At 55.3% G+C, this 18,338-nt stretch carries 14 protein-coding genes; 4 read left to right on the forward strand and 10 right to left on the reverse strand.

Annotated elements, in window-relative coordinates; all coding sequences use genetic code 11:
- Positions 1–27 precede the first annotated feature (27 nt).
- The 7 genes from CHB83_RS06515 to CHB83_RS06545 form a co-directional block, all read right to left on the reverse strand.
- The gene (locus CHB83_RS06515; protein WP_045688486.1) at positions 28–522 is read right to left on the reverse strand and encodes a globin domain-containing protein; all 495 of its coding nucleotides are present in this window, start codon (positions 520–522) and stop codon (positions 28–30) included.
- Between the two features lie 78 nt (positions 523–600).
- A complete protein-coding gene (locus CHB83_RS06520; RefSeq protein ID WP_089332065.1) occupies positions 601–1,044 on the reverse strand; it encodes a heavy-metal-associated domain-containing protein in 444 nt (147 codons plus the stop codon).
- A gap of 34 nt (positions 1,045–1,078) precedes the next feature.
- A complete protein-coding gene (locus CHB83_RS06525; protein ID WP_052695195.1) occupies positions 1,079–1,525 on the reverse strand; it encodes a CHRD domain-containing protein in 447 nt (148 codons plus the stop codon).
- Positions 1,526–1,565: 40 nt separating this feature from the next.
- The gene (locus tag CHB83_RS06530) at positions 1,566–2,489 is read right to left on the reverse strand and encodes a DUF5777 family beta-barrel protein (protein ID WP_055562438.1); all 924 of its coding nucleotides are present in this window, start codon (positions 2,487–2,489) and stop codon (positions 1,566–1,568) included.
- Positions 2,490–2,555: 66 nt separating this feature from the next.
- The gene (locus CHB83_RS06535; protein WP_045688483.1) at positions 2,556–3,146 is read right to left on the reverse strand and encodes a YceI family protein; all 591 of its coding nucleotides are present in this window, start codon (positions 3,144–3,146) and stop codon (positions 2,556–2,558) included.
- A 6-nt stretch (positions 3,147–3,152) separates the two neighbouring features.
- Positions 3,153–3,524: a hypothetical protein gene (locus CHB83_RS06540; protein ID WP_089332066.1), complete on the reverse strand. Its 372-nt coding sequence runs from the start codon at positions 3,522–3,524 to the stop codon at positions 3,153–3,155.
- 763 nt (positions 3,525–4,287) lie between these two features.
- Positions 4,288–5,166, reverse strand: coding sequence for a murein L,D-transpeptidase catalytic domain family protein (locus CHB83_RS06545; protein ID WP_089332067.1), 879 nt, complete (start codon positions 5,164–5,166; stop codon positions 4,288–4,290).
- A 353-nt stretch (positions 5,167–5,519) separates the two neighbouring features.
- Here CHB83_RS06545 and hscA point away from each other — a divergent pair, with 353 nt between their 5' ends.
- From hscA to CHB83_RS06565, 4 genes are all read left to right on the forward strand, one after another.
- A complete protein-coding gene (gene hscA, locus CHB83_RS06550) occupies positions 5,520–7,376 on the forward strand; it encodes a Fe-S protein assembly chaperone HscA (protein ID WP_089332068.1) in 1,857 nt (618 codons plus the stop codon).
- 206 nt (positions 7,377–7,582) lie between these two features.
- Positions 7,583–8,791 (forward strand): anhydro-N-acetylmuramic acid kinase, encoded by a 1,209-nt coding sequence (locus CHB83_RS06555; protein WP_089332069.1) that lies wholly within the window; start codon positions 7,583–7,585, stop codon positions 8,789–8,791.
- A 121-nt stretch (positions 8,792–8,912) separates the two neighbouring features.
- Entirely contained in the window at positions 8,913–11,966 is a 3,054-nt protein-coding gene (locus tag CHB83_RS06560; protein WP_089332070.1) for a SusC/RagA family TonB-linked outer membrane protein, read from the forward strand.
- A gap of 26 nt (positions 11,967–11,992) precedes the next feature.
- Positions 11,993–13,324 carry a RagB/SusD family nutrient uptake outer membrane protein gene (locus CHB83_RS06565; protein WP_089332146.1) on the forward strand — a complete coding sequence of 444 codons (1,332 nt, stop codon included), beginning with the start codon at positions 11,993–11,995 and terminating at the stop codon, positions 13,322–13,324.
- Positions 13,325–13,374: 50 nt separating this feature from the next.
- Here the strand turns inward: CHB83_RS06565 and CHB83_RS06570 are convergent, their stop codons facing one another.
- From CHB83_RS06570 to CHB83_RS06580, 3 genes are all read right to left on the reverse strand, one after another.
- Positions 13,375–13,878, reverse strand: coding sequence for a hypothetical protein (locus tag CHB83_RS06570; protein WP_089332071.1), 504 nt, complete (start codon positions 13,876–13,878; stop codon positions 13,375–13,377).
- A 151-nt stretch (positions 13,879–14,029) separates the two neighbouring features.
- On the reverse strand, positions 14,030–14,347 hold the full coding sequence (locus CHB83_RS06575; RefSeq protein WP_089332072.1) for an FtsB family cell division protein: 318 nt from the start codon (positions 14,345–14,347) through the stop codon (positions 14,030–14,032).
- Positions 14,348–14,506: 159 nt separating this feature from the next.
- Entirely contained in the window at positions 14,507–18,106 is a 3,600-nt protein-coding gene (locus tag CHB83_RS06580; protein ID WP_179225471.1) for a CARDB domain-containing protein, read from the reverse strand.
- Between the last annotated feature and the right edge of the window lie 232 nt (positions 18,107–18,338).

Below are 18,338 nucleotides of genomic sequence, written 5' to 3' on the forward strand. Positions count from 1 at the left end.
TTCTAGGCATGCTACTGATAAGTCGGCTTAATGACCTACCGTTGCATCTTTCATATCATCCAAAATCTTAGCTATTTCTGCTTTTTCCTTGGCCCCGAGGTTATTGGCGGCCATAGAGGCATCAGCAGCTTGGCGCCATACCGACCACTCTTTCTCGGTAATCATCATGCCTTTGTGAGCCGAGAGCATGGTCATGCCGGTGTACTTCAGTGGGCCGCCGGTAGCTTCGCCTATTTGGTTGATGAAGTTGTTACGCAAGCGGGCCAAACGGGCAGGCTTGTCGGGGTCGGTGAGCAAAGGAGTATGGGTGCGTAGCATAGAAGAATTTTGCGCACTAGCTTCGGCCGCTACGTTAGCCATCAGCACGTCAACGAATCCTTCTACCCCTTTGAGGCCGCCCATCCGCTCGTATAGGGTGGGCTCTGGCTTTGGCTCATCTTCTTTCGAGCCGCAAGCTGTAGTGAAAAATAGCGTGCTGCTCAGGAGCAATGCCGCAGCAAAGTTGAGTCGAGGTAGGTGCATAGGGTAAAGGGTGAGTGAATGAAAAGAGAATAGGTAATGATGTAAGCCGAAAGGAAGTCGAGTGCCGGTATGAGTTGGTCAGACGGTAATAAAAAGACGCCGCAAATTGAACGCGAACCGAATCCGGTCCAGGGTTTCTAGGTAGCTAGCGGGCACCGGGCACTGACGGCCAGAAGGAGCCTGGGCCACTGTAATCGGGCGCGTCACCCGGAAAGCCCCACCCACCGACAGTACTCGCTCTATCTCTTGCTCCGAAACATCGGCTTCATGGAAAAGCACGGTAGCAACCTGCGTATGGGCGTTGATAACGCACGCCGCTACCCCCGGCACAGCTGCTACCTGCTGCGAGGTGGCTACCTGAGCAGGCGTATGTAATCCTTCAACCTGCAACTGAAGTATAGTTACGGGCTGCACATACTGATGAAGCGCCGGTTCCTCCCAGCTTCCCCAGATGAGCAGCAACACCAGCAGAAGTAGGCTGGCTTGTAGAAAACGTTTGCCTTTCACAGTACTGAATAACATAATGCCCCGAGTAAGCGCCTAGGATGAGGCGTACCTACTTCAGCGTGACTTTACCCCGGATTTCACCACCTGGATAGGCGGTAGTGTGCAGGTTCACGTAGGTTTGGCCACCCAGCAGCAAGGCCGCATCAGCCTCTGAAAGCGTGGAAGTGCCGGTGATAGGCGAAGAGGCGACGTTCTGGAAAGCCAGGAAGGGGTCGCCAGTAGTGCCAGCTGCCCCCCGATGGATATGCCCCATGGTTGGAGCAATGCCCTGGTAGGTGACACTATAGGTTAGCACCCGGGTAGATTTGTTGTAACTACCAGTCATGGCACCGGTAGCCGTAGAGTTGTTAGGGCCTACCTCCTGCTTGCCGTCCAGAGTGGCAGTGAGTTGCACGGCATCGGTAGTGGAGGCGGTAGTTGCATCCTCCTTCTTGCAAGCCACCATAGCGGCAGAACCAGTCAGAAGTAGGCAAAGCGCAGTAATTTTCAAGTTCATGCGTCAGAAGTTGAGGTGAATAGTAGAGATAAGGGCCTGCCTACTTGCGGAAGCCTTCTTTCGGCCGAATAGTGAAGTTGCGGTTCACGTTGAAACCGAAGTAGATGTCGCCGTTAAAGAAGTTGCCGCGGGTATTGGCTACAAAGTGGTTCTCAATCATACCCTGCGAGTTGGTCACGTGCAGCTGAAAAATGTGTCCTCCGGTTTCGATATCGAAGCCCAGCGCTAGGGCATTGCGCACGCCAGTGGGCATAGTGCCTGGTACCAGGTAGTAGTACTCAGCGTTGATGGAGGTGCGCTTAGTGAGTTTCTGGCGGCCGCCAACCCCAATGGCATACACGTCATTCGACTGCGTATTGTCCTGCACCAAGTTGCGGTGAATCAGCGTCGGCATCAGCTGCAACGACAGGTTGGGGCTGAACTTACGCGCAATCAGGGCCTGGTAAGAGTAGGTAAGGCGCCGCGGCACCGTATACCACGACCGGTCGTCGCGCAGCATATTCATGGCCGAGCTGGCAAACAGCGTAAGGCTTACCGGCATTATTTTGCTACCTGTCGTTTGGCGGATGGCGCGGTATTTCACAAAGCCATCCAGCGTTTTCTCGATGGAGCTACGCCCAATACCTATTTCTAGCTTATTCGTGAGGGCATACTCCAAGCCCAAGCGAATGGAAGCCTGATCGAGCCCGAAGAAGTTATAGGCGCCACTATTGATTGTGCCAAAGCGGTGCGAAATCAAAAACACCATAGTCCCTTGGCCCGGCGTTTCTACCGTGTGGCCGCTAATCAGGCGGGTGCTTTTGAAGGTAGCCGTTACGGGTTCTGGGGTAGTGACGGGCGTTTTCTGGTTTTCCAGCTGCCCAAGCAGGTCATCCTGAGCCCAGGCCGGTGCGGCCCAGGTAGCCAGCAGAAACACGAGGAAAGAGGCCAACCAGCCTCGGTAGTGAGGAAAAATTGTTTGCATAGAAAGAAAGCAAAAGCGGACAGTAACAAGGGCCGAAAAAGCGGCGCTACTTGCACGTAACAGGATTTATTTAACCGTGAGCTGTGATACTGCCTCGCACGTCATCACCACCTTGATGCCTACTATTTTGGCAATATTCTCACGTACTAGCAGGGGAATCTCAATGCCATAATCGGCGGGAGCCACGCTGAAATAGGCATTCACCATGAGTGTGCCTTTTTGCTGCTCTAGAGCTCCGGCAACGGTCATGTGCTTAGTTATGCCATGAATCGTCAAGTCGCCCTCCACTGTCACCCGTTGCGACTGGCCTTTAGCTAAGGCGGCGGCATCCAGGTCTAGTATTTTTCCCTTGAAGGTTGACTTTGGCAACTGGTCAGATTCCATGTAGTTCTCGTTGAAGTGCTCCTGCATGAGGGTGCGCTTGAACTGGAACGACTTGATGGGGATTACAAAGGCTATTTGGTGACTTTGCAGATCTACCACTGCGGCAGCCTGCTCAGTATGAGCTTCTATATCTTCCAGGATGCTACTAGAAAAGAAGCTGACCGTTCCCTTTTGGGTCATGTATTTGCCCTGCGCCTGGCTGGTGGAGATACCTCCAATAACAAGCAACAGGCCACAGAGGGGTAAACGGAGGTAGTGAACCAAGCTGTGCATCCTACCTTAGTTGTTAGGTGCGCCAGCATCTACCCATTTTTGCAACAGCTCAATATCACAGTCCGACAGCTTCTTACCTCCCTGCGGCATGGGATTATAGCCAGGCAGGTGCTTTACATTTCCCATCAGCTCGCCTGAGCGGATGTACTTCTGGATTACAGAAAAGTCTTCCAGGTTGACGCTACCCGTCACGAGCACCGAATTGTGGCAGCTACGACAGTTTTGGGTTAGCAGAGGCGAGATGGAAGCGCTATAGGAAACTACCTCGGGAGTAGTACATGGCACCTTGGGGCCTGCTATTTCATCTGCCTTATCGTAGGCGCAGCTGCTGAGAAAGAGCATCAGCAGCGCACTCAAAACAGTAGAGAGTTTAATCATTGAATGGATGTGCAGGAGAAGAGTAGCACAAGCTTTTGGGATAGCGCGGGCTTACTCGTGTAAAGGATATAAGGTGCAGAGAGGCTATACCAGCATAGCCCGAGAACTCAGAAAAAGTAGATTGTCAGCAATACGGCTCGTGGAGCAGCCTCAATCTTTTGCCCGGAGGCAGGCTTGTTGGTAATAGCTTATTGGGAGATGGACGCAGATACTATGAGCGTGGTACTATCTGTCCCATTATTGGACAAAACTGGATTGCGCACTGCTGATGTAGTGAGTGGTAGTTACGGGAGCAAGCATCTGTTGAAAACCAAGTCTGTTACCAATTTGCGTGGATTCCAGCCACATTCGCTGCCTACTGCCTTGCGTAAGCAACAAAGGAACGACTTGCCGATTTTGATCATAATGGGAATATTAATCCCATTATGCTACTCAAAACTACAGGGTTTACATTCCAAAGTATCAAACGATAGTTGCCTTTTAGCTGAACAGTATAAATCACCCGATAAAGTATGTACGTACCACGATTAACCGTTTAATTCATATTTTTAACTATTCTAATTATTTTTATAACTTATTATATTAAAATAAACGCAACTACTTATATAATATGTATATACATCCAGCACGTGAGGATTTTTACAATCTTGACTAGCTACGAATAACATTCCCAATCAACGCCTTCTCACCGAATAGTCTAAATACCGCATTAGACCCAATTAGAATCGTTATCCAATTGAGACCACATGAGTAAATAAGAAAGTTATTTCCAACCCTGCGTCGCGAACTGCCGAGCAGCTACGGCGCCATCTAGCCACTTCGATTCCAGGCCGGGGCCGCTGAGGTAGAGGCATCCTCCCTCCCCCACGGCATGGATGATGGCGCGATATAGATCAGGCGGCAGGGCGGGGCAGCCCCGGCTGTACCCGGCCTGCCCGTAGCGCTGTACGTGCTGCTTACTCACGTAGTCGGCGGCGTGCAGCACCACGTACCGACGCAGGGCATTATCATTTTGTCCAACATCGAGGCCACGGAGACGGCGAGAAAGGCCGTGCTTACCCTGGTAAGTATCCTGCGTGCGGTAGAAGCCCAGCGCCGTACATGCCGATTTCATCACGTTGGAAAAGTGCTCAGCCCGTAAGTGGCCCGAGCCGCGGCCGTGCGCCACGTGGCTGTGCTGCAGTACCTCGCCTTTGTTTAGGTCGAGCACCCAGAGTCGTTTTTCAGAGGAAGGCAGGTCCATATCAGCCACAGCCAGCACGCCAGGGTGACTCACGCGTCCCGTTTGGCGTAAATTAAGGTAGCCTACGCAAGCGCGCTCTAACACTGGCAGGCGTAGTCCCGCCGCTTCAGGCCCCAACTGCGCGTAGAGGTTTTGCACAGCCCGGCGAACAGAGTCGGGAAGCTTGGGCAGCGGCGCTATGGGTGTCAGGCGGAGAGAATCGGGCAGACTAGCTTCCACAACCGCCACGGCTGAATCGGTGGTAGTAGCTCGGGCGCTCAGCACAGCCGATTGTTGCTCCGCAATGGCCTCGCCTGCCGATGATTGGCAGTTACTCAGACCGGCCAGCAACATACTCGCAAGTATCCCTCCCATCCATCGACGCCAGATACCCACAGAAGAGTAATACTTATATTTCATACGTAGGCAGCACCATTCGCCGGACCAAAATCAGCATTTAAGAGGCCTAAAACAAAAAAACGGTATATGTACCCCACGCAACAGGCCACCTTAGCACATAGCGCAATGGGTGAAGTGCCGCGCCAAAACCAGCGCAGGGCCCTGAAATCTGGCAAGGATAGTAGCGGGTAGCACCGCCCCTGGAAGTAATGGCTCCAGCGCCTGGCACAACTGCCGAGCCTCAACACTTTGCCCGCCCGACACCGAGGGCACTTTTCTTCGCTACTTTTGTGCCTTTCGGACCGGCTAGCTGTTATAGCGGCTCTCTCCTTCCTAATTCGCTTTGTCTGCGCGCTCTGGCGCGTTCTTCATCTATGGCTAAAGTCGCAATCAATCTTTCCACCGGAAGCCTCCAGCAGGAAGAAATCATTGTAGGCATTGATTTGGGCACTACCAATTCTTTGGTGGCCTACATTCACCCCGATACTCGCCACCCCTTGGCTATTAATGACCAGGGGCGTGGTACTATTGTGCCCTCTATTGTACACTTCCCGGCCGGCCAAGATCCTATTGTAGGTACCGAAGCTCGGGAGTATCTGCTTACTGACCCGCAAAACACCATCTACTCGGTGAAGCGTCTGCTGGGCAAAAGCTACCAGGACTTGGGCACGCATGCTGCCGACCTGGGCTACAAGGTAATCGACGACAACTCCGAGGGCCTGGTGAAAATTCGGGTAGGCGAGAAGTTCTACTCCCCCATTGAGTTGTCGGCCGAGATTTTGAAGGAACTGCGCGCCCGCGCCGAGCACGCTCTGAAAACGCCCGTGAATAAGGCCGTTATTACAGTACCGGCCTACTTCAACGACTCCCAGCGCCAAGCCACCCGCGACGCCGGCCGCCTGGCTGGCTTGGAGGTGTTGCGCATCGTGAACGAGCCCACGGCAGCCGCGCTGGCTTACGGCATTGGCCTTTCGCCCGATGAGGAAAAGACTGTGGCCGTGTACGACTTGGGCGGCGGTACTTTCGACATCAGCATTCTGCGCATTCAGCAGGGCATTTTTGAGGTTCTGAGCACCAACGGCGACACCTACCTGGGGGGCGATGACCTCGACCGCGCCATTATCAACCACTGGGCTGGCGAGTATCAGTTGGCTACCGTGCTGTTCCAGAACGCCGAAGCCCAGCAGCAGTTGCGCCTACTGGCCGAGCAGGCTAAGCGTCACCTCAGCACCAACGACTCGTTTGAGGCTGCTTTCGGTGACACTCGGCTGCCACTAACAAAGGCCAAGTTCAACGAGCTTGTGCAGCCATTGGTAGACCGCACCATTGCATCGTGCCGCCAAGCCTTGGCCGATGCCAAGCTCACCCAGAAGGACCTCGACGCCGTGCTGTTAGTAGGGGGCTCTACCCGCGTGCCTTTGGTGTACGATTCGGTATCGGCGTTTTTCCAGCAGCCGGCCAACAACACGCTGAACCCAGACGAAGTGGTGGCCTTGGGCGCCGCCATTCAGGCCGACATTCTGGCGGGCAACCGCCGCGACGTGCTACTGCTGGATGTAACGCCGCTTACCCTGGGTATTGAAACCCTAGGCGGGCTGATGGACCCCATTATTCCGCGCAATTCGAAAATCCCCACTAAGGCCGGCCGTCAGTACACGACCTCCGTGGACGGACAGGTAAACCTGAAAATATCGGTGTACCAAGGCGAGCGGGACCTGGTGAAGGAAAACCGCAAGTTGGCCGAGTTTGACCTGCGGGGTATTCCGGCCATGCCCGCCGGCTTACCCAAGGTAGACGTAAACTTCATCCTGAATGCCGACGGTATTCTGAAGGTAGAAGCCATTGAGCTGCGCTCCAACACGCGCCAGGAGGTAGAAATAAAACCCCAGTACGGCCTCACCGATGAGCAGGTGGAGCAGATGCTCATGGATTCGCTTACCCACGCCCGCGAGGACGTATCGGCCCGCATGGTAATCGAGGCTCGTACTGTGGCCGAACAAATGCTTTACCAAGTGGAGCGCTTCGTGGCGAAAAATGGGCAGCACCTCACCCCCGAGGAAATCACGCAGACCACTGCGGGCGTTGATAAGCTGAAGCAGGCCCTTACTACGCAAGACAAGGACACCATTCTAAAAGCGGTAGACGAGCTGGAAGAGCTTACGCGCCCCTTTGCCGAACGCGTAATGAACATCAGCATCAGCCAAGCTATGGCTGGAAAGAAAATTCTGTAGCTTACCCTACCGCAGTATATTGAAGAGCCCCGCCTTTCAGAGCGGGGCTTTTTTGTTTTCTTTACCACGTGAGCACCGCAATAAGTGCCACTTACAAAACTGCCTATATGCAGCGCAAAGGCACCTTTTGAGCAATAAAGAGTACAAAAAATGTTTCTCCTTATTTGGGACCTCTGCAATAGGTAGTAAACAGCACAAAACACCTCATGAATAGCTACCTCACTCGCTTGTATAGCATGGCTCAGCAACCGAGCCGCCGCATAGTGGGGCTGATGTCGGGCACATCACTAGATGGGCTGGATGTGGCCTTGTGCCGCCTCCACGGCCACGGTACTGCTACTAGGCTGGAGTTGGAGCATTTCGCTACTGTGCCCTACTCAAATGAGGTGCGCCGCCGTATTCGGGAAGTATTTGCGGGTGGACAGGTAAGCCTAGAATACCTTACCCTGCTTCACCCCTGGCTGGGCCTACTCCACGGCGACATGATTCTGCAATGCCTACAGGAGTGGCAGGTAGCGCCAGCGGCAGTAGACCTAGTAGCGAGCCATGGCCAAACGGTGTACCACGCCCCTCAACACCAGCACCAACACCCCGATTTTCCGCTCAACGCTACCTTGCAGCTTGGCGATGGTGACCACGTGTCGGTGCGCACTGGTATCATTACCCTCAGCGACTTCCGGCAAAAACATATTGCTGCGGGCGGTGAAGGAGCCCCATTAGCTGCCTACGGTGACTACCTGCTCCTGAGTAGCACGGAAGAAGAACGCCTCCTGCTTAACTTGGGAGGTATCGCCAACTTCACGTACTTACCTCGTGCAGGTCAAGATGCCAGCGCAGCATTCAGTACCGACACCGGCCCTGGCAACACGCTACTGGATGCCACAGTACGGGCCCACCACCCCATGCTAGCCTATGATGAAGATGGCCGCCTGGCTAGCGCGGGCCAGGTGCACGCAGGTTTGCTAACCGAGCTGCTAGCACACCCGTTCTTCGCCGCTCCCCTACCCAAAACTACCGGCCCGGAGCTATTCGGGCCAGCTTACTTGCGGTCAGCTCAAGAGCGCAGTGACACCTTAACCCTGGGCCTAGCTGATACCCTAGCAACCCTCACAGAACTAAGCGCCGTGGGCGTAGCCCAAGCCGCCCGGCAAGTATTCGGGTCCGAGCCAGCCTTGGCCGTGTACGCCAGTGGCGGAGGGGCCCACAATCCGGCTTTACAAGCAGCATTGCGCCGCCAGCTGCCGGCCTGCCGCTTCGCTACCACTCAGCAGCTCGGTGTCCTGCCCGATGCCAAGGAAGCTATCCTGTTTGCGCTCCTGGCAAATGAGGCAGTAGCAGGGCAACCCGTAAGCTTAGGAGCAGGCCGCCAGCGGGTACCGGCCGTGAGCATGGGCAAGATTTCTTTGCCCGGATAAGCAGGACACGGATAGCAGAAATACAAATAGCTCTTCTTTTCGCTATGTTTAGTGGCTTGCTGCCCAAGCCTTAAGGCAGGGTAGTGAGCCGTTCTTTTTTCACTTCCTATCCTCTTTGTCTATGCCACATGCCTACTCCCTTATCGGGCGTCGGGGCCGCTGGCAGTGGGTAGTCTTGCTCCTGCTGCTGGGGCTAGGCCTACCTGCTGCGGCTCAGAATACCCGTTACACCATTCGCGGCCGCGTGACCGATGCCCGGGCTGAGGCGCTGCCTGGTGCTACGGTGCGCTTACTAAACACAGTGCTCGGCGCTAGCTCTACTAGCGAGGGTACTTATGAGCTAACGGCTACGGTCAGCGCAGGCACTTACCAGCTTGAAATCAGCTCCGTGGGCTACACTCCCCAGCGCCGCCAAGTGGTTTTGGGCAGCGAGACGACCGTGGTAGTGCCGGAAGTATCCCTGCGAGACGACTTGGTACAGCTAAATGATGTAGTAGTAACGGGCATTTCGGTGGCTACTAGCAAGAAACAGCTCGGCAACACCATTGCTACGGTGAGTGGCGACGAGCTACGCGCTACGGTGCCTACCCAGATAGACCAAGCGCTGCAAGGCAAGTTTGCGGGTGTGCAGATCAACCAGAATTCCGGTAACCCCGCGGGCGGCATCTCGGTACGCCTGCGCGGAGTTAGTACGGTAGCAGGCTCCTCCGATCCGCTCTACATCGTGGACGGCGTGATTGTCAACAATGATTCGCCCCAGCTGCTGGACCTGGGCGGCTACGCCCAAAACCGCTTGGTTGACATCAGCCCCAATGATGTGGAGCGCATTGAGGTGATTAAGGGTGCCGCCGCAGCTGCCATTTATGGTTCCCGGGCGTCCAACGGGGTAGTACAGATTTTCACCAAGCGCGGCAAAGAAGGCAAAACTCAGGTAACGGTTTCGTCTCAGCTTTTGGTGTCGCAGCTGCGCAAGAAACTCGACTACAACGACTACCCCTTCCGTTACGTCAACCTCACCGACAACGCGAACCGGACCCAGGAGGCTGTAACGCGGTACAACTACCAGGATGACATCTTCCGCACGGCCGTAGGCACCGACAACTACGTGTCGGTAACGGGTGGTACTACGACTACCAAGTACTTCGCCTCCGGTAATTATTTCCGCAATCAGGGCATTGTAGACAACACCGATTTTAACCGGGGCGGGGGGCGCGTGCGCCTGCAGCAGGCTCTAGGCAGCAAAGTAAACCTGAGTGTTGGGGCCAACTACACGCTCAGCCGCAGCCACGAAATCCCCAACGGTGGTATCAACGAGGCATACGGGGCGCTTACTGGCTTCATCTTCGCCAACAACTACATCAACCCCCAGCGCGATGCCGCTACCGGGCGCTACCCCAGCACTTCTCCGCAAGCCATTGTGCTGCGCACGAACCCTCTGGAAGCTATCAACCGCTTTAAGTTTCAGCAGCAGACTTCCCGTTTTATTGGCGATGCTCAGTTGAACTTTACCCCCTTTGCCGGCTTCACCATTGACTATGTGCTGGGCTACGACGCCAGCACCCAGGTAGGCACGGCTTTCATTCCGCCGGGCAACACCACGCCCTCCTACGGCGCTGGCTACTCCCGCCGCGCCGACCGCACCGCCTACCTCGTCAACCAGGACCTTACCCTGAGCTACCGCCGCGACCTAGCCGAGTGGCTAACCAGCACCACCACCGCCGGCGGTACCTTGCAATACGACCAAGCCGTGAGTACGGGTCTGCTGGCCACCCAGCTGGCGCCACTCATTGAGATTATCAGCGGCACCATTGTACCAGCCGAAGCCCGGCAGGAGCGCGTTATTCGGGGTGCTTTTGTGCAGCAAACGTTCGGGCTGGGCAACCGTTTGTTTCTTACTGGCGCGGCGCGGGTTGATGCCTCATCGGTATTTGGCCCCAGCAACCGGACGCAGTTCTACCCTAAGGTGAGCGGCTCCTACGTTATTTCTGAGGAAAGCTTCTGGAAAGATGGTGCCCTTAGCCAGGCCATACCCCAACTGAAACTACGGGCTTCCTACGGCCAAACGGGCAACCAAACGGGCATTGGCGCCTACCAGCGGTTCACGAACTATAATGCCTCTACCCTGGGCACACTGCCAGGGCTGGTGCCCGCCACCCTGCGCGGCAACAATGACCTGGGCCCGGAGCGGCAGGCGGAGTTTGAATTTGGTTTTGATGCCAGCTTGCTCAAGGACCGCCTGGGCTTCGAGGTTTCCTACTTTGACAAGCGCGTGTACGACCTGCTGCTCCAGCGCGACCTAGCCTTTAGCTCGGGCTTCAGCAGCCGCTTCGAAAACATCGGCAACATGACCAACCGGGGCATTGAGGTGCTGGTGCGCGCTACGCCGGTGCAGACGCCCGCCGTGCGCTGGAACATCACGGGCACCTTCACGCACAACCGCAACCGCATTACAGACATTCCAGGTGGTCTGCTCACTTTCGCCGAAGGCTTTGGGCAGGTAGCGGCAGTAGAAGGCCAGCCCCTGGGCACCTACTACAGCACGTATTTTGCCCGCAACCCCGATGGGTCGCTGCTGCTCACGCCGGCCGGCCTGCCCCAGCGCGAGCGAGGAATCCAAGGCACTAATGGGCAGCCCAACACGCCCCAGCGCGCCGCCGATGGACAGCCCTCCGGCACTATTCTAAACAAGGTCATTGGCAACCCTAACCCGCAGTACGTGGCGTCTCTTATCAACGAGGTGAGCCTGCTCAACAACCGCCTAACGCTACGCCTACAGTTCGATACCCAGCAGAACTTTGATGTATTCAACTTCACTAAGCGCGTAGGCGACCGGGATTTGTACGGCTCCCTGGCGGGCTACGAGCCCGAACTACGCGGCGAAGTACCCAAGGGAACCAGCACTGCCCTGTTTGCTATCTTCGAGAACTGGATTGAAGACGGCTCCTTTGTAAAGCTGCGCGAGGCCTCGGCTAGTTACTTACTCACGCCCAAGTTTCTGGGTATGCGCGACCTGCGTCTTTCCCTGGCTGGCCGTAATCTGCTCGTGTTTACGGACTACTCGGGCTATGACCCTGAAGTAAACGCAGCAGGCCAGAGCAACGCCGTGCGCGGCTTCGATTTTGTGGAAGTACCCATTCCGCGCTCCGTATCGGTGGGCCTGAATGCATCCTTCTAATGGTTGGTCTTTTCTTCGCTAGTGATATGAACGTTTCATTTTGCACGTGGCGCCGGACGGCGTGGCGTGCCCTCTTCGGTACCCTTCTACTAGCTACCAGCGCCTGCAATATTGACGTGGTAAACCCCAACGCGGCCACCGACGTCCAGACGCTCTCTACCCGTGAAGGCATATTTGCCCTCAGCATCGGGCTACGGCAGCAGTACTCCGTGTCGGCCCTAGAGCCCCTTCTTCTGACTACTGGTACTACTGCCCGCGAGGTAAAGGGTATTTCCACATTCATCAACGTAGTGGAGCTGGAAGCTGGCGGCACTGGCCTCACGCCTAACAATGGCAATACTTCGGCCCTGTATGCCCGGCCCTACCGCGTCATTGAAATTGCACGCCAGCTTATTGAAGCGGCTCCGGGGGTGCTTGGCGCTGATGCCGGGGCCCGGAGTGGCGTATTGGCGCACGCCTACTTGTTTAATGCCGCTGCGCTGGCCGAACTAGCTACTGGTTTCGAGCAAGGCCCTGTAGTTACTGATGCCACTAACCGCGCTTCGTTTGTATCCCGCCAGCAACTTCTGGCCGAAGCCGTACGCCTGCTAGACCTAGCGGCACAGGAGCTGGCAACCACTGCGCCGTCGGCTGAATTCACAACTCAAGTAACTGGTACTAGCTTCAACCTACCCAACACGGTGCAGGCCTACCGGGCCCGTATCAACCTGATGGCGGGCAACTATGCGGCGGCTCTTGCAGCGGCCACCCTGGTGTCGCTGACGGTGCGCTCTGCTTTCACGTACAATTCGCTCAATCCAAATCCCATTTATCAGGCGGTTACTGTTACGCGTAATTTCGCTCCGCGAGGCAACTTTGGCCTGCCCGCAGGTTTCGTAGAAGCAACCGACCGGCGCCGTGCTTTCTACCTCACGGGTCCGCGCATTACGAGCGGCACCGATAGCCTCCGCACCTTAGGCGGCTTCTTCACTTCCTTAACCAGTGAAATACCAGCCTACCTACCCGATGAGATGCGCCTGATCCGAGCGGAGGCAAACCTGCGAGCCACGGCCCCTAACCTCACGGCTGCTTTGGCAGACATCAATGCGGTGCGCACGCAGACCACCGGTGACCCGTGGGGTGTTCATGCTGGTTTAGCAGCCTACAGTGGCCCCGTAACCGTAAACGACCTGCTGCTGGAAGTGTACAAGCAGCGCAGCGTGGAGCTGTATTTGTCCGGCTTGCGCTTGGAAGACAGTCGCCGGTTTGGGCGGCCAGCACCGCCAACCAGCTTTGCTGAGCGGACCCGCAATTTCTACCCCTACCCCCAGCAAGAGCGCGTTAACAACCCCAATACTCCTGCTGACCCTGCCATCTAATCTAAACTTACACGCGAAAGGCCCCTAATCACATGACGAGCGGGGGCCTTTTATTTTACTGGGGCGGCTAGTGGTACCAAGCCAAATCCTAACACCTGCCGGGCAGTAGAATCGCGAAACGTGACGTCGAGTTGGAAGTGAGGATAAGCTTGCAGGGTATCCGCTTTGAAAGAAAAGGCAACGAAGGGCTGCGGCGTTTGCGCATCGCGCAGCCGGTAGCCTAATTTATAGAGACTGATAGCCGAGCCATAGCGCTGTGCCTGCTGATACAGGGGCTGAGCCGCAATCCGAAACTGCTCGGCAGATACACCAGCCCGTACTTCGGGAGCTAGCTGGCCGTAGGCGGTAGCCCATTGTCCATGGGTCATGGCCAGCAAAAACCCGCGGGCTACCTGCACTTGAGTTAAGGCCGGCGCTTGGGCTTCCGATTGCTGGTGGGGCGGCGCAGTTAGGGTGGCGCTAGGTAACCGCCCTGCACTAGCAGGCCGGCCTGTGAGGTTGCTCAGGAGGCTCCAGCCACCTAGGAGCAAAATGGGTACGTAAGTAACCTGCATAGGAAGACAGGGGCTACAGCCTGTATGCCACAACGGCCACCTGCCACTGGCGGTTCCCACAGCCTACTCTTACGCGCACTACCACCCGTAGGCCGTACTTGGCAAGTGATGCCCTGTGTTGGGGGTAGGCCTACCTGATGGGCTAAGGCCTTTATTCTTTTTCTTGCTGAGGTACCAGCACAAACACATCCTCACCTGGCCGCTTCATGATATACTTCTCGCGGGCAAACTTCTCTAGCAGTTCAGAGCTGCTGAGTAGTTCGGCACGGTCGTTTTTTACCTTGTCGATTTCGCGCAGATAGTATTCCTTGTCGGTTTGCAGCTCTTTCCACTTGGCGTACATGTCGTACTGTTTGACGAAGTCATTCGCATCGAACACGAACATCCAGACCAGGAAGCACAGCCCAGTCAAAAAGTAAAAGCTGCGCAAGAAGCGCGGCACCCGGTCAAACGCATCAGATAAGCTCATACCTCAAATATACAGCAATGCTTGCTACGCGGCACACTCGCATTCCGGGTGAGCACAAACGCACAACGGCGGTGGCAGAAGCGCTTTAAAAAGCTTCTTACCACCGCCGTTGGTAACAAAGGTGCTTTGCAGATATACCGAAAGCTCCCTCAGGCTGTCTTATTCAATTACTACCCGCCGTGTCGCGTTCAGATCGGCGCCGGTTACGCGCAACATATACACGCCACGGCTTAGCCCGCTGGTATCAAACGTAATCGGATCAGGGGTGCCGGTAAGCTTTACTTGCTGTTGGGCTACCCGCTGACCAAGAGCGTTATATAGACCTAGCAGCACCGTTTTCCCTTTGCTGTCGCCACCTACTGCTACTTTCAAGCCGGTGCTAGCCGTGGTTGGGTTAGGATACACCGCCAGCGTCAGACCAGCGAGCTGCTCGTCGCGGCTGCTTTGCACGATAGTCACGCTTAGCGGTCTGAAGTTGACATTGTTGCCTTCGACGCCTTCGCTTACTGCCGCCAAATGGTCGGCCACAAATAGAACGTAGTAACTGCCCGCAGGCGTACCGGCCGGAATTCGCAAGGAAGCTGCCGCACTGGCTACTGCTCCACTCGTGACGCTGCTTACGGCCCCGCTGGTCAGGAGCACGTCGCCGCTGCCCCAGGTCGCATCGGTCGACAAGTAGTACCCAATTGTGCTACTAGCAGCCATTGCATCACCCTGGTTAATCAATAAGCACGTTGCGTTGACGGTGCCTCCCGGCAGCGCACTACTTGCCGACAGGCTGGGCTGGGCAATCAGCAGGTCGGGCAGCGCACTCGTCACGGTGAGGGCGTTGCTCACCACGTTGTTAGTCTCATCGCTCTCAAGAACCGTGTTTTGCGGATCAGCTACGTGCAGCAGGTAGTACGTACCGGGAGCAATGCTTGCTGGAATCGTGTACTGCCCACTACGGACGTACGATTGGCCACTCAACACAGCACTTCCATTGTTGCTACCAATCAGCAGGTCAGTCGACTCAAAGGTGGTGTTTGTAGAGAGGTAGTACCCAAGTGGGCTGCTAGCAGCAGCGCCAGTACCTTGGTTGCGCAGCTGCGTGCTTACGCTCAGAGAGCTACCAGCAGCTACGGCAGTTGTGCCAACAGTTGGCTGCGACGGAACGAAATCAGGCTGTAAACCCGTGTTCGTGCCGTTTACGCACAATACCGAAGCCTCAAAACCTGAACCGGTAACGCTGCCGTCACTAGTAAAATGCAGGGTTAAGGCCCCAGTGGTGTTCGTACTAGTTGCCGTTACGGTACCAGGGTTGTATGAGTAGTACCCGAGTACCGGCGACTGTGTGTTCGGTCCATCGTAAATTGTGAGACGGTCGCAGCAGCTTTCTACGCTAAACGACTGGAAGACCAATTGCACCTTTGCTCCCACGGTACCAGGGTTGATAACGAGCGCCCCATTCGCACCGTCGTAGTAGGGGTCATTGCCAGCATGATCGTACACGGTGCTGCTGCAGGTAGTAATAGTATTTGTGCCCGAGAAGGGTACCACTACCCCGTTGAAGGGCGCCGTTACGAGTAGTGGAACGGCCGAAACGTTATTTGTCTCATTGGTTTCCGCCACTTGGGCTTGGTGATCGGCTACATACAGTACGTAGTAGCTGCCTGCCGTCACAGTCGACGGAATCGTGAACGTTGCAGACCGGCTAACGTAGCCGTTGGGCCCCAGTGATCCACTTGCTACAGAGGTCAAGAGCACGTCAGATGCATCGAATGTGGTATTGGTAGACAGGTAGAAACCGATGCTACTGTAGGCCGCAGTAGTGGTGCCCTGATTGTAGATAGTAGCGTAAGCGGTTAGCACCGTATTAGCACCAGCACTGCTGCGTGAGAGCGAAGGTTGGCTAATAACGAAATCTATACCAGCGGGTACCACCGTCAGCGGGAGCGCCGTGACGTTGTTCGTCTCGTTGGTTTCCGTTATCTGGTTTAGGTAGTCCGTCACGAACAGGATATAGTAGCTACCCGTAGGCGTGCCCACTGGGATAGTTGCGTTACCATACACGTTGGCATACCCACTGGCGTACACAGAACTTACTGTAGAGGAGCCGATAAGCACATCTGTTGCATCAAGCGTACTATTAGCCGAGAGATAATAACCGGTACTAAAGGACGAGGCTAGTGTGTTTCCCTGGTTGGAAGCATAGCTAGAAACAGAGAAGCTGTTGCCGGGAGCGACATTGGTAGGCGTAGCAGAAGGCTGGGTTGTAGTCAGGTCTATACTCGGCGTCACCACGGTAAGCATTACGCTCCGCACGTTATTCGTCTCATCGGTTTCGCCTACCTGGTTTTGATAGTCAGCAGCAAACAAAACATAGTACGTACCGGCCGCTAAAGTGCTTGGTAGCGCAAACTGGCCATAGGAATAGTAGCGCTCCGCGGCGCTCAGTCCCGAGATTTGTCCGGTCGTTAGCAGTTGATCATTCGCGCTGAGCGTACCATCCGTAGACAGGTAAATACCTAGGTTGCTGGCCGCCGCCGAGGTATTACCTTGGTTGCTCACGTAGGCTGTTGTTGAGATGCTGGCAGCACTGCCCACCATTACGGTAGTCAAGCTCAACTGAGCCTGTGATACGACTAGGTCAACGCTGGGAGGCACTACGGCAATAGATGCGGCCGTAATGTTGTTAGTCTCGATAGACTCGGGTACTACCCCTTGGTAGTCGGCCACAAACAGAATGTAATAAGCACCAGGAGCCGTACCCGGCGGCACGTTGGTTGAGACCGTACGATACTGCGAGTAGCTAGGTGATAGTTGGCTACCAAAAGCCGATGCCAGTAGTTGGTCGTTCGCATCAAGGGTCGTGTTGGTTGAGAGGTAGAACCCAACGCTACTAAAATTTGCCGTGATGTTGCCCTGGTTGACGATGTTGCAGCTAAGCCCAAGCACGTTGCCGGGAGCAGTAGAAGTTGTGCTTATGTAAGCTTGCTGAATAACTAAGTCGGTCACGGGCGGCACTATGCTTACCGAAACACTGGCTACGTTGTTTGCTTCGTTGCTTTCCGAAACCACATTCTGGTAGTCGGCCACAAATAGCACATAGTAGCTACCGGTGGGCGTGCTAGCGGGCAAGGTCAGAGAATTGGTACGGTAGGATGACTGGTTTCCTGCCAGCGTATTGCCTACCGAGCTACCGATTAGTTGATCGTTCGCATCCAGAATAGGATCGGAGGAGAGATAATAGCCCACACTACTACCCTGCGCCGTGGCGGCAGACAGGTTATATACTGTGCAGTTTACCGACAAGCTTGTACCAGGCACCACCGATAGAGGCTGCACCGAAGCGCCCTGAACGGCTAAGTCGGCTTGTGGCACCGTAGTCACGCAAGCAATATCTGCGGCAAAGCCACTGTACTGACTATAGCTGTCACTTGTGAAGCGTAGCGTAAGGGTACCAGCACTATTAGTAGCATACACTGTTCCAGGATTCTGGTAGTCATATGTTCCAATTACCGGAGCACTCGTAGTTGAGCCATCGTAGATAGTCAGCCGGTCGTAGCCCGATTCCATGAAGAACTGGTTGAACTGCAAGCGAATCTTGTTGCCCGCTGTAGCGGGGGTAAGCGTTACAGTACCATTGGCGCTGGGCGAATAGGGGTTAGAAGGCCCCCCATCGTCATACAGCACACCACTACACGTGGTGTAGGCGGCAGTGCCAGAGGCGGGCAGAGTATACGTTTGCGCAACAGCCGACTGCAGACAGCACAACATTGCAACCAACCAACACCCTACTCCGACTGCAGTGCGTCGGAAGAAAGCGTAAGCGTTTACCATAGGGTAGATATAAAATGAGAAGAGGAAGAAAGCGCACGAGGCAAGAGCCTTTCATAAAGGACCGGGGCAGCAAGGGTTATATAGATCTTGCCGGGCATCTTTTGCTAGTGAATGGCTAGTCTTAGCAGTATTTCTAGTTTAATAAGCTCTCGAAGCAGCAAGCTGAGAG

Origin of the sequence: Hymenobacter mucosus, assembly GCF_900188255.1 — a bacterium.
GTDB classification, from domain to species: domain Bacteria; phylum Bacteroidota; class Bacteroidia; order Cytophagales; family Hymenobacteraceae; genus Hymenobacter; species Hymenobacter mucosus.

What these genes read in the sequence shown, in the direction of transcription:
- CHB83_RS06520 (WP_089332065.1), bottom strand. Translation starts at nt 1,044, where the DNA reads ATGTTATTCAGTACTGTGAAAGGCAAACGTTTTCTACAAGCCAGCCTA.
- CHB83_RS06555 (WP_089332069.1), top strand. Translation starts at nt 7,583, where the DNA reads ATGAATAGCTACCTCACTCGCTTGTATAGCATGGCTCAGCAACCGAGC.
- CHB83_RS06525 (WP_052695195.1), bottom strand. Translation starts at nt 1,525, where the DNA reads ATGAACTTGAAAATTACTGCGCTTTGCCTACTTCTGACTGGTTCTGCC.
- hscA (WP_089332068.1), top strand. Translation starts at nt 5,520, where the DNA reads ATGGCTAAAGTCGCAATCAATCTTTCCACCGGAAGCCTCCAGCAGGAA.
- CHB83_RS06580 (WP_179225471.1), bottom strand. Translation starts at nt 18,106, where the DNA reads ATGTTGTGCTGTCTGCAGTCGGCTGTTGCGCAAACGTATACTCTGCCC.
- CHB83_RS06545 (WP_089332067.1), bottom strand. Translation starts at nt 5,166, where the DNA reads ATGAAATATAAGTATTACTCTTCTGTGGGTATCTGGCGTCGATGGATG.
- CHB83_RS06570 (WP_089332071.1), bottom strand. Translation starts at nt 13,878, where the DNA reads ATGCAGGTTACTTACGTACCCATTTTGCTCCTAGGTGGCTGGAGCCTC.
- CHB83_RS06565 (WP_089332146.1), top strand. Translation starts at nt 11,993, where the DNA reads ATGAACGTTTCATTTTGCACGTGGCGCCGGACGGCGTGGCGTGCCCTC.
- CHB83_RS06535 (WP_045688483.1), bottom strand. Translation starts at nt 3,146, where the DNA reads ATGCACAGCTTGGTTCACTACCTCCGTTTACCCCTCTGTGGCCTGTTG.
- CHB83_RS06530 (WP_055562438.1), bottom strand. Translation starts at nt 2,489, where the DNA reads ATGCAAACAATTTTTCCTCACTACCGAGGCTGGTTGGCCTCTTTCCTC.
- CHB83_RS06540 (WP_089332066.1), bottom strand. Translation starts at nt 3,524, where the DNA reads ATGATTAAACTCTCTACTGTTTTGAGTGCGCTGCTGATGCTCTTTCTC.
- CHB83_RS06560 (WP_089332070.1), top strand. Translation starts at nt 8,913, where the DNA reads ATGCCACATGCCTACTCCCTTATCGGGCGTCGGGGCCGCTGGCAGTGG.
- CHB83_RS06515 (WP_045688486.1), bottom strand. Translation starts at nt 522, where the DNA reads ATGCACCTACCTCGACTCAACTTTGCTGCGGCATTGCTCCTGAGCAGC.
- CHB83_RS06575 (WP_089332072.1), bottom strand. Translation starts at nt 14,347, where the DNA reads ATGAGCTTATCTGATGCGTTTGACCGGGTGCCGCGCTTCTTGCGCAGC.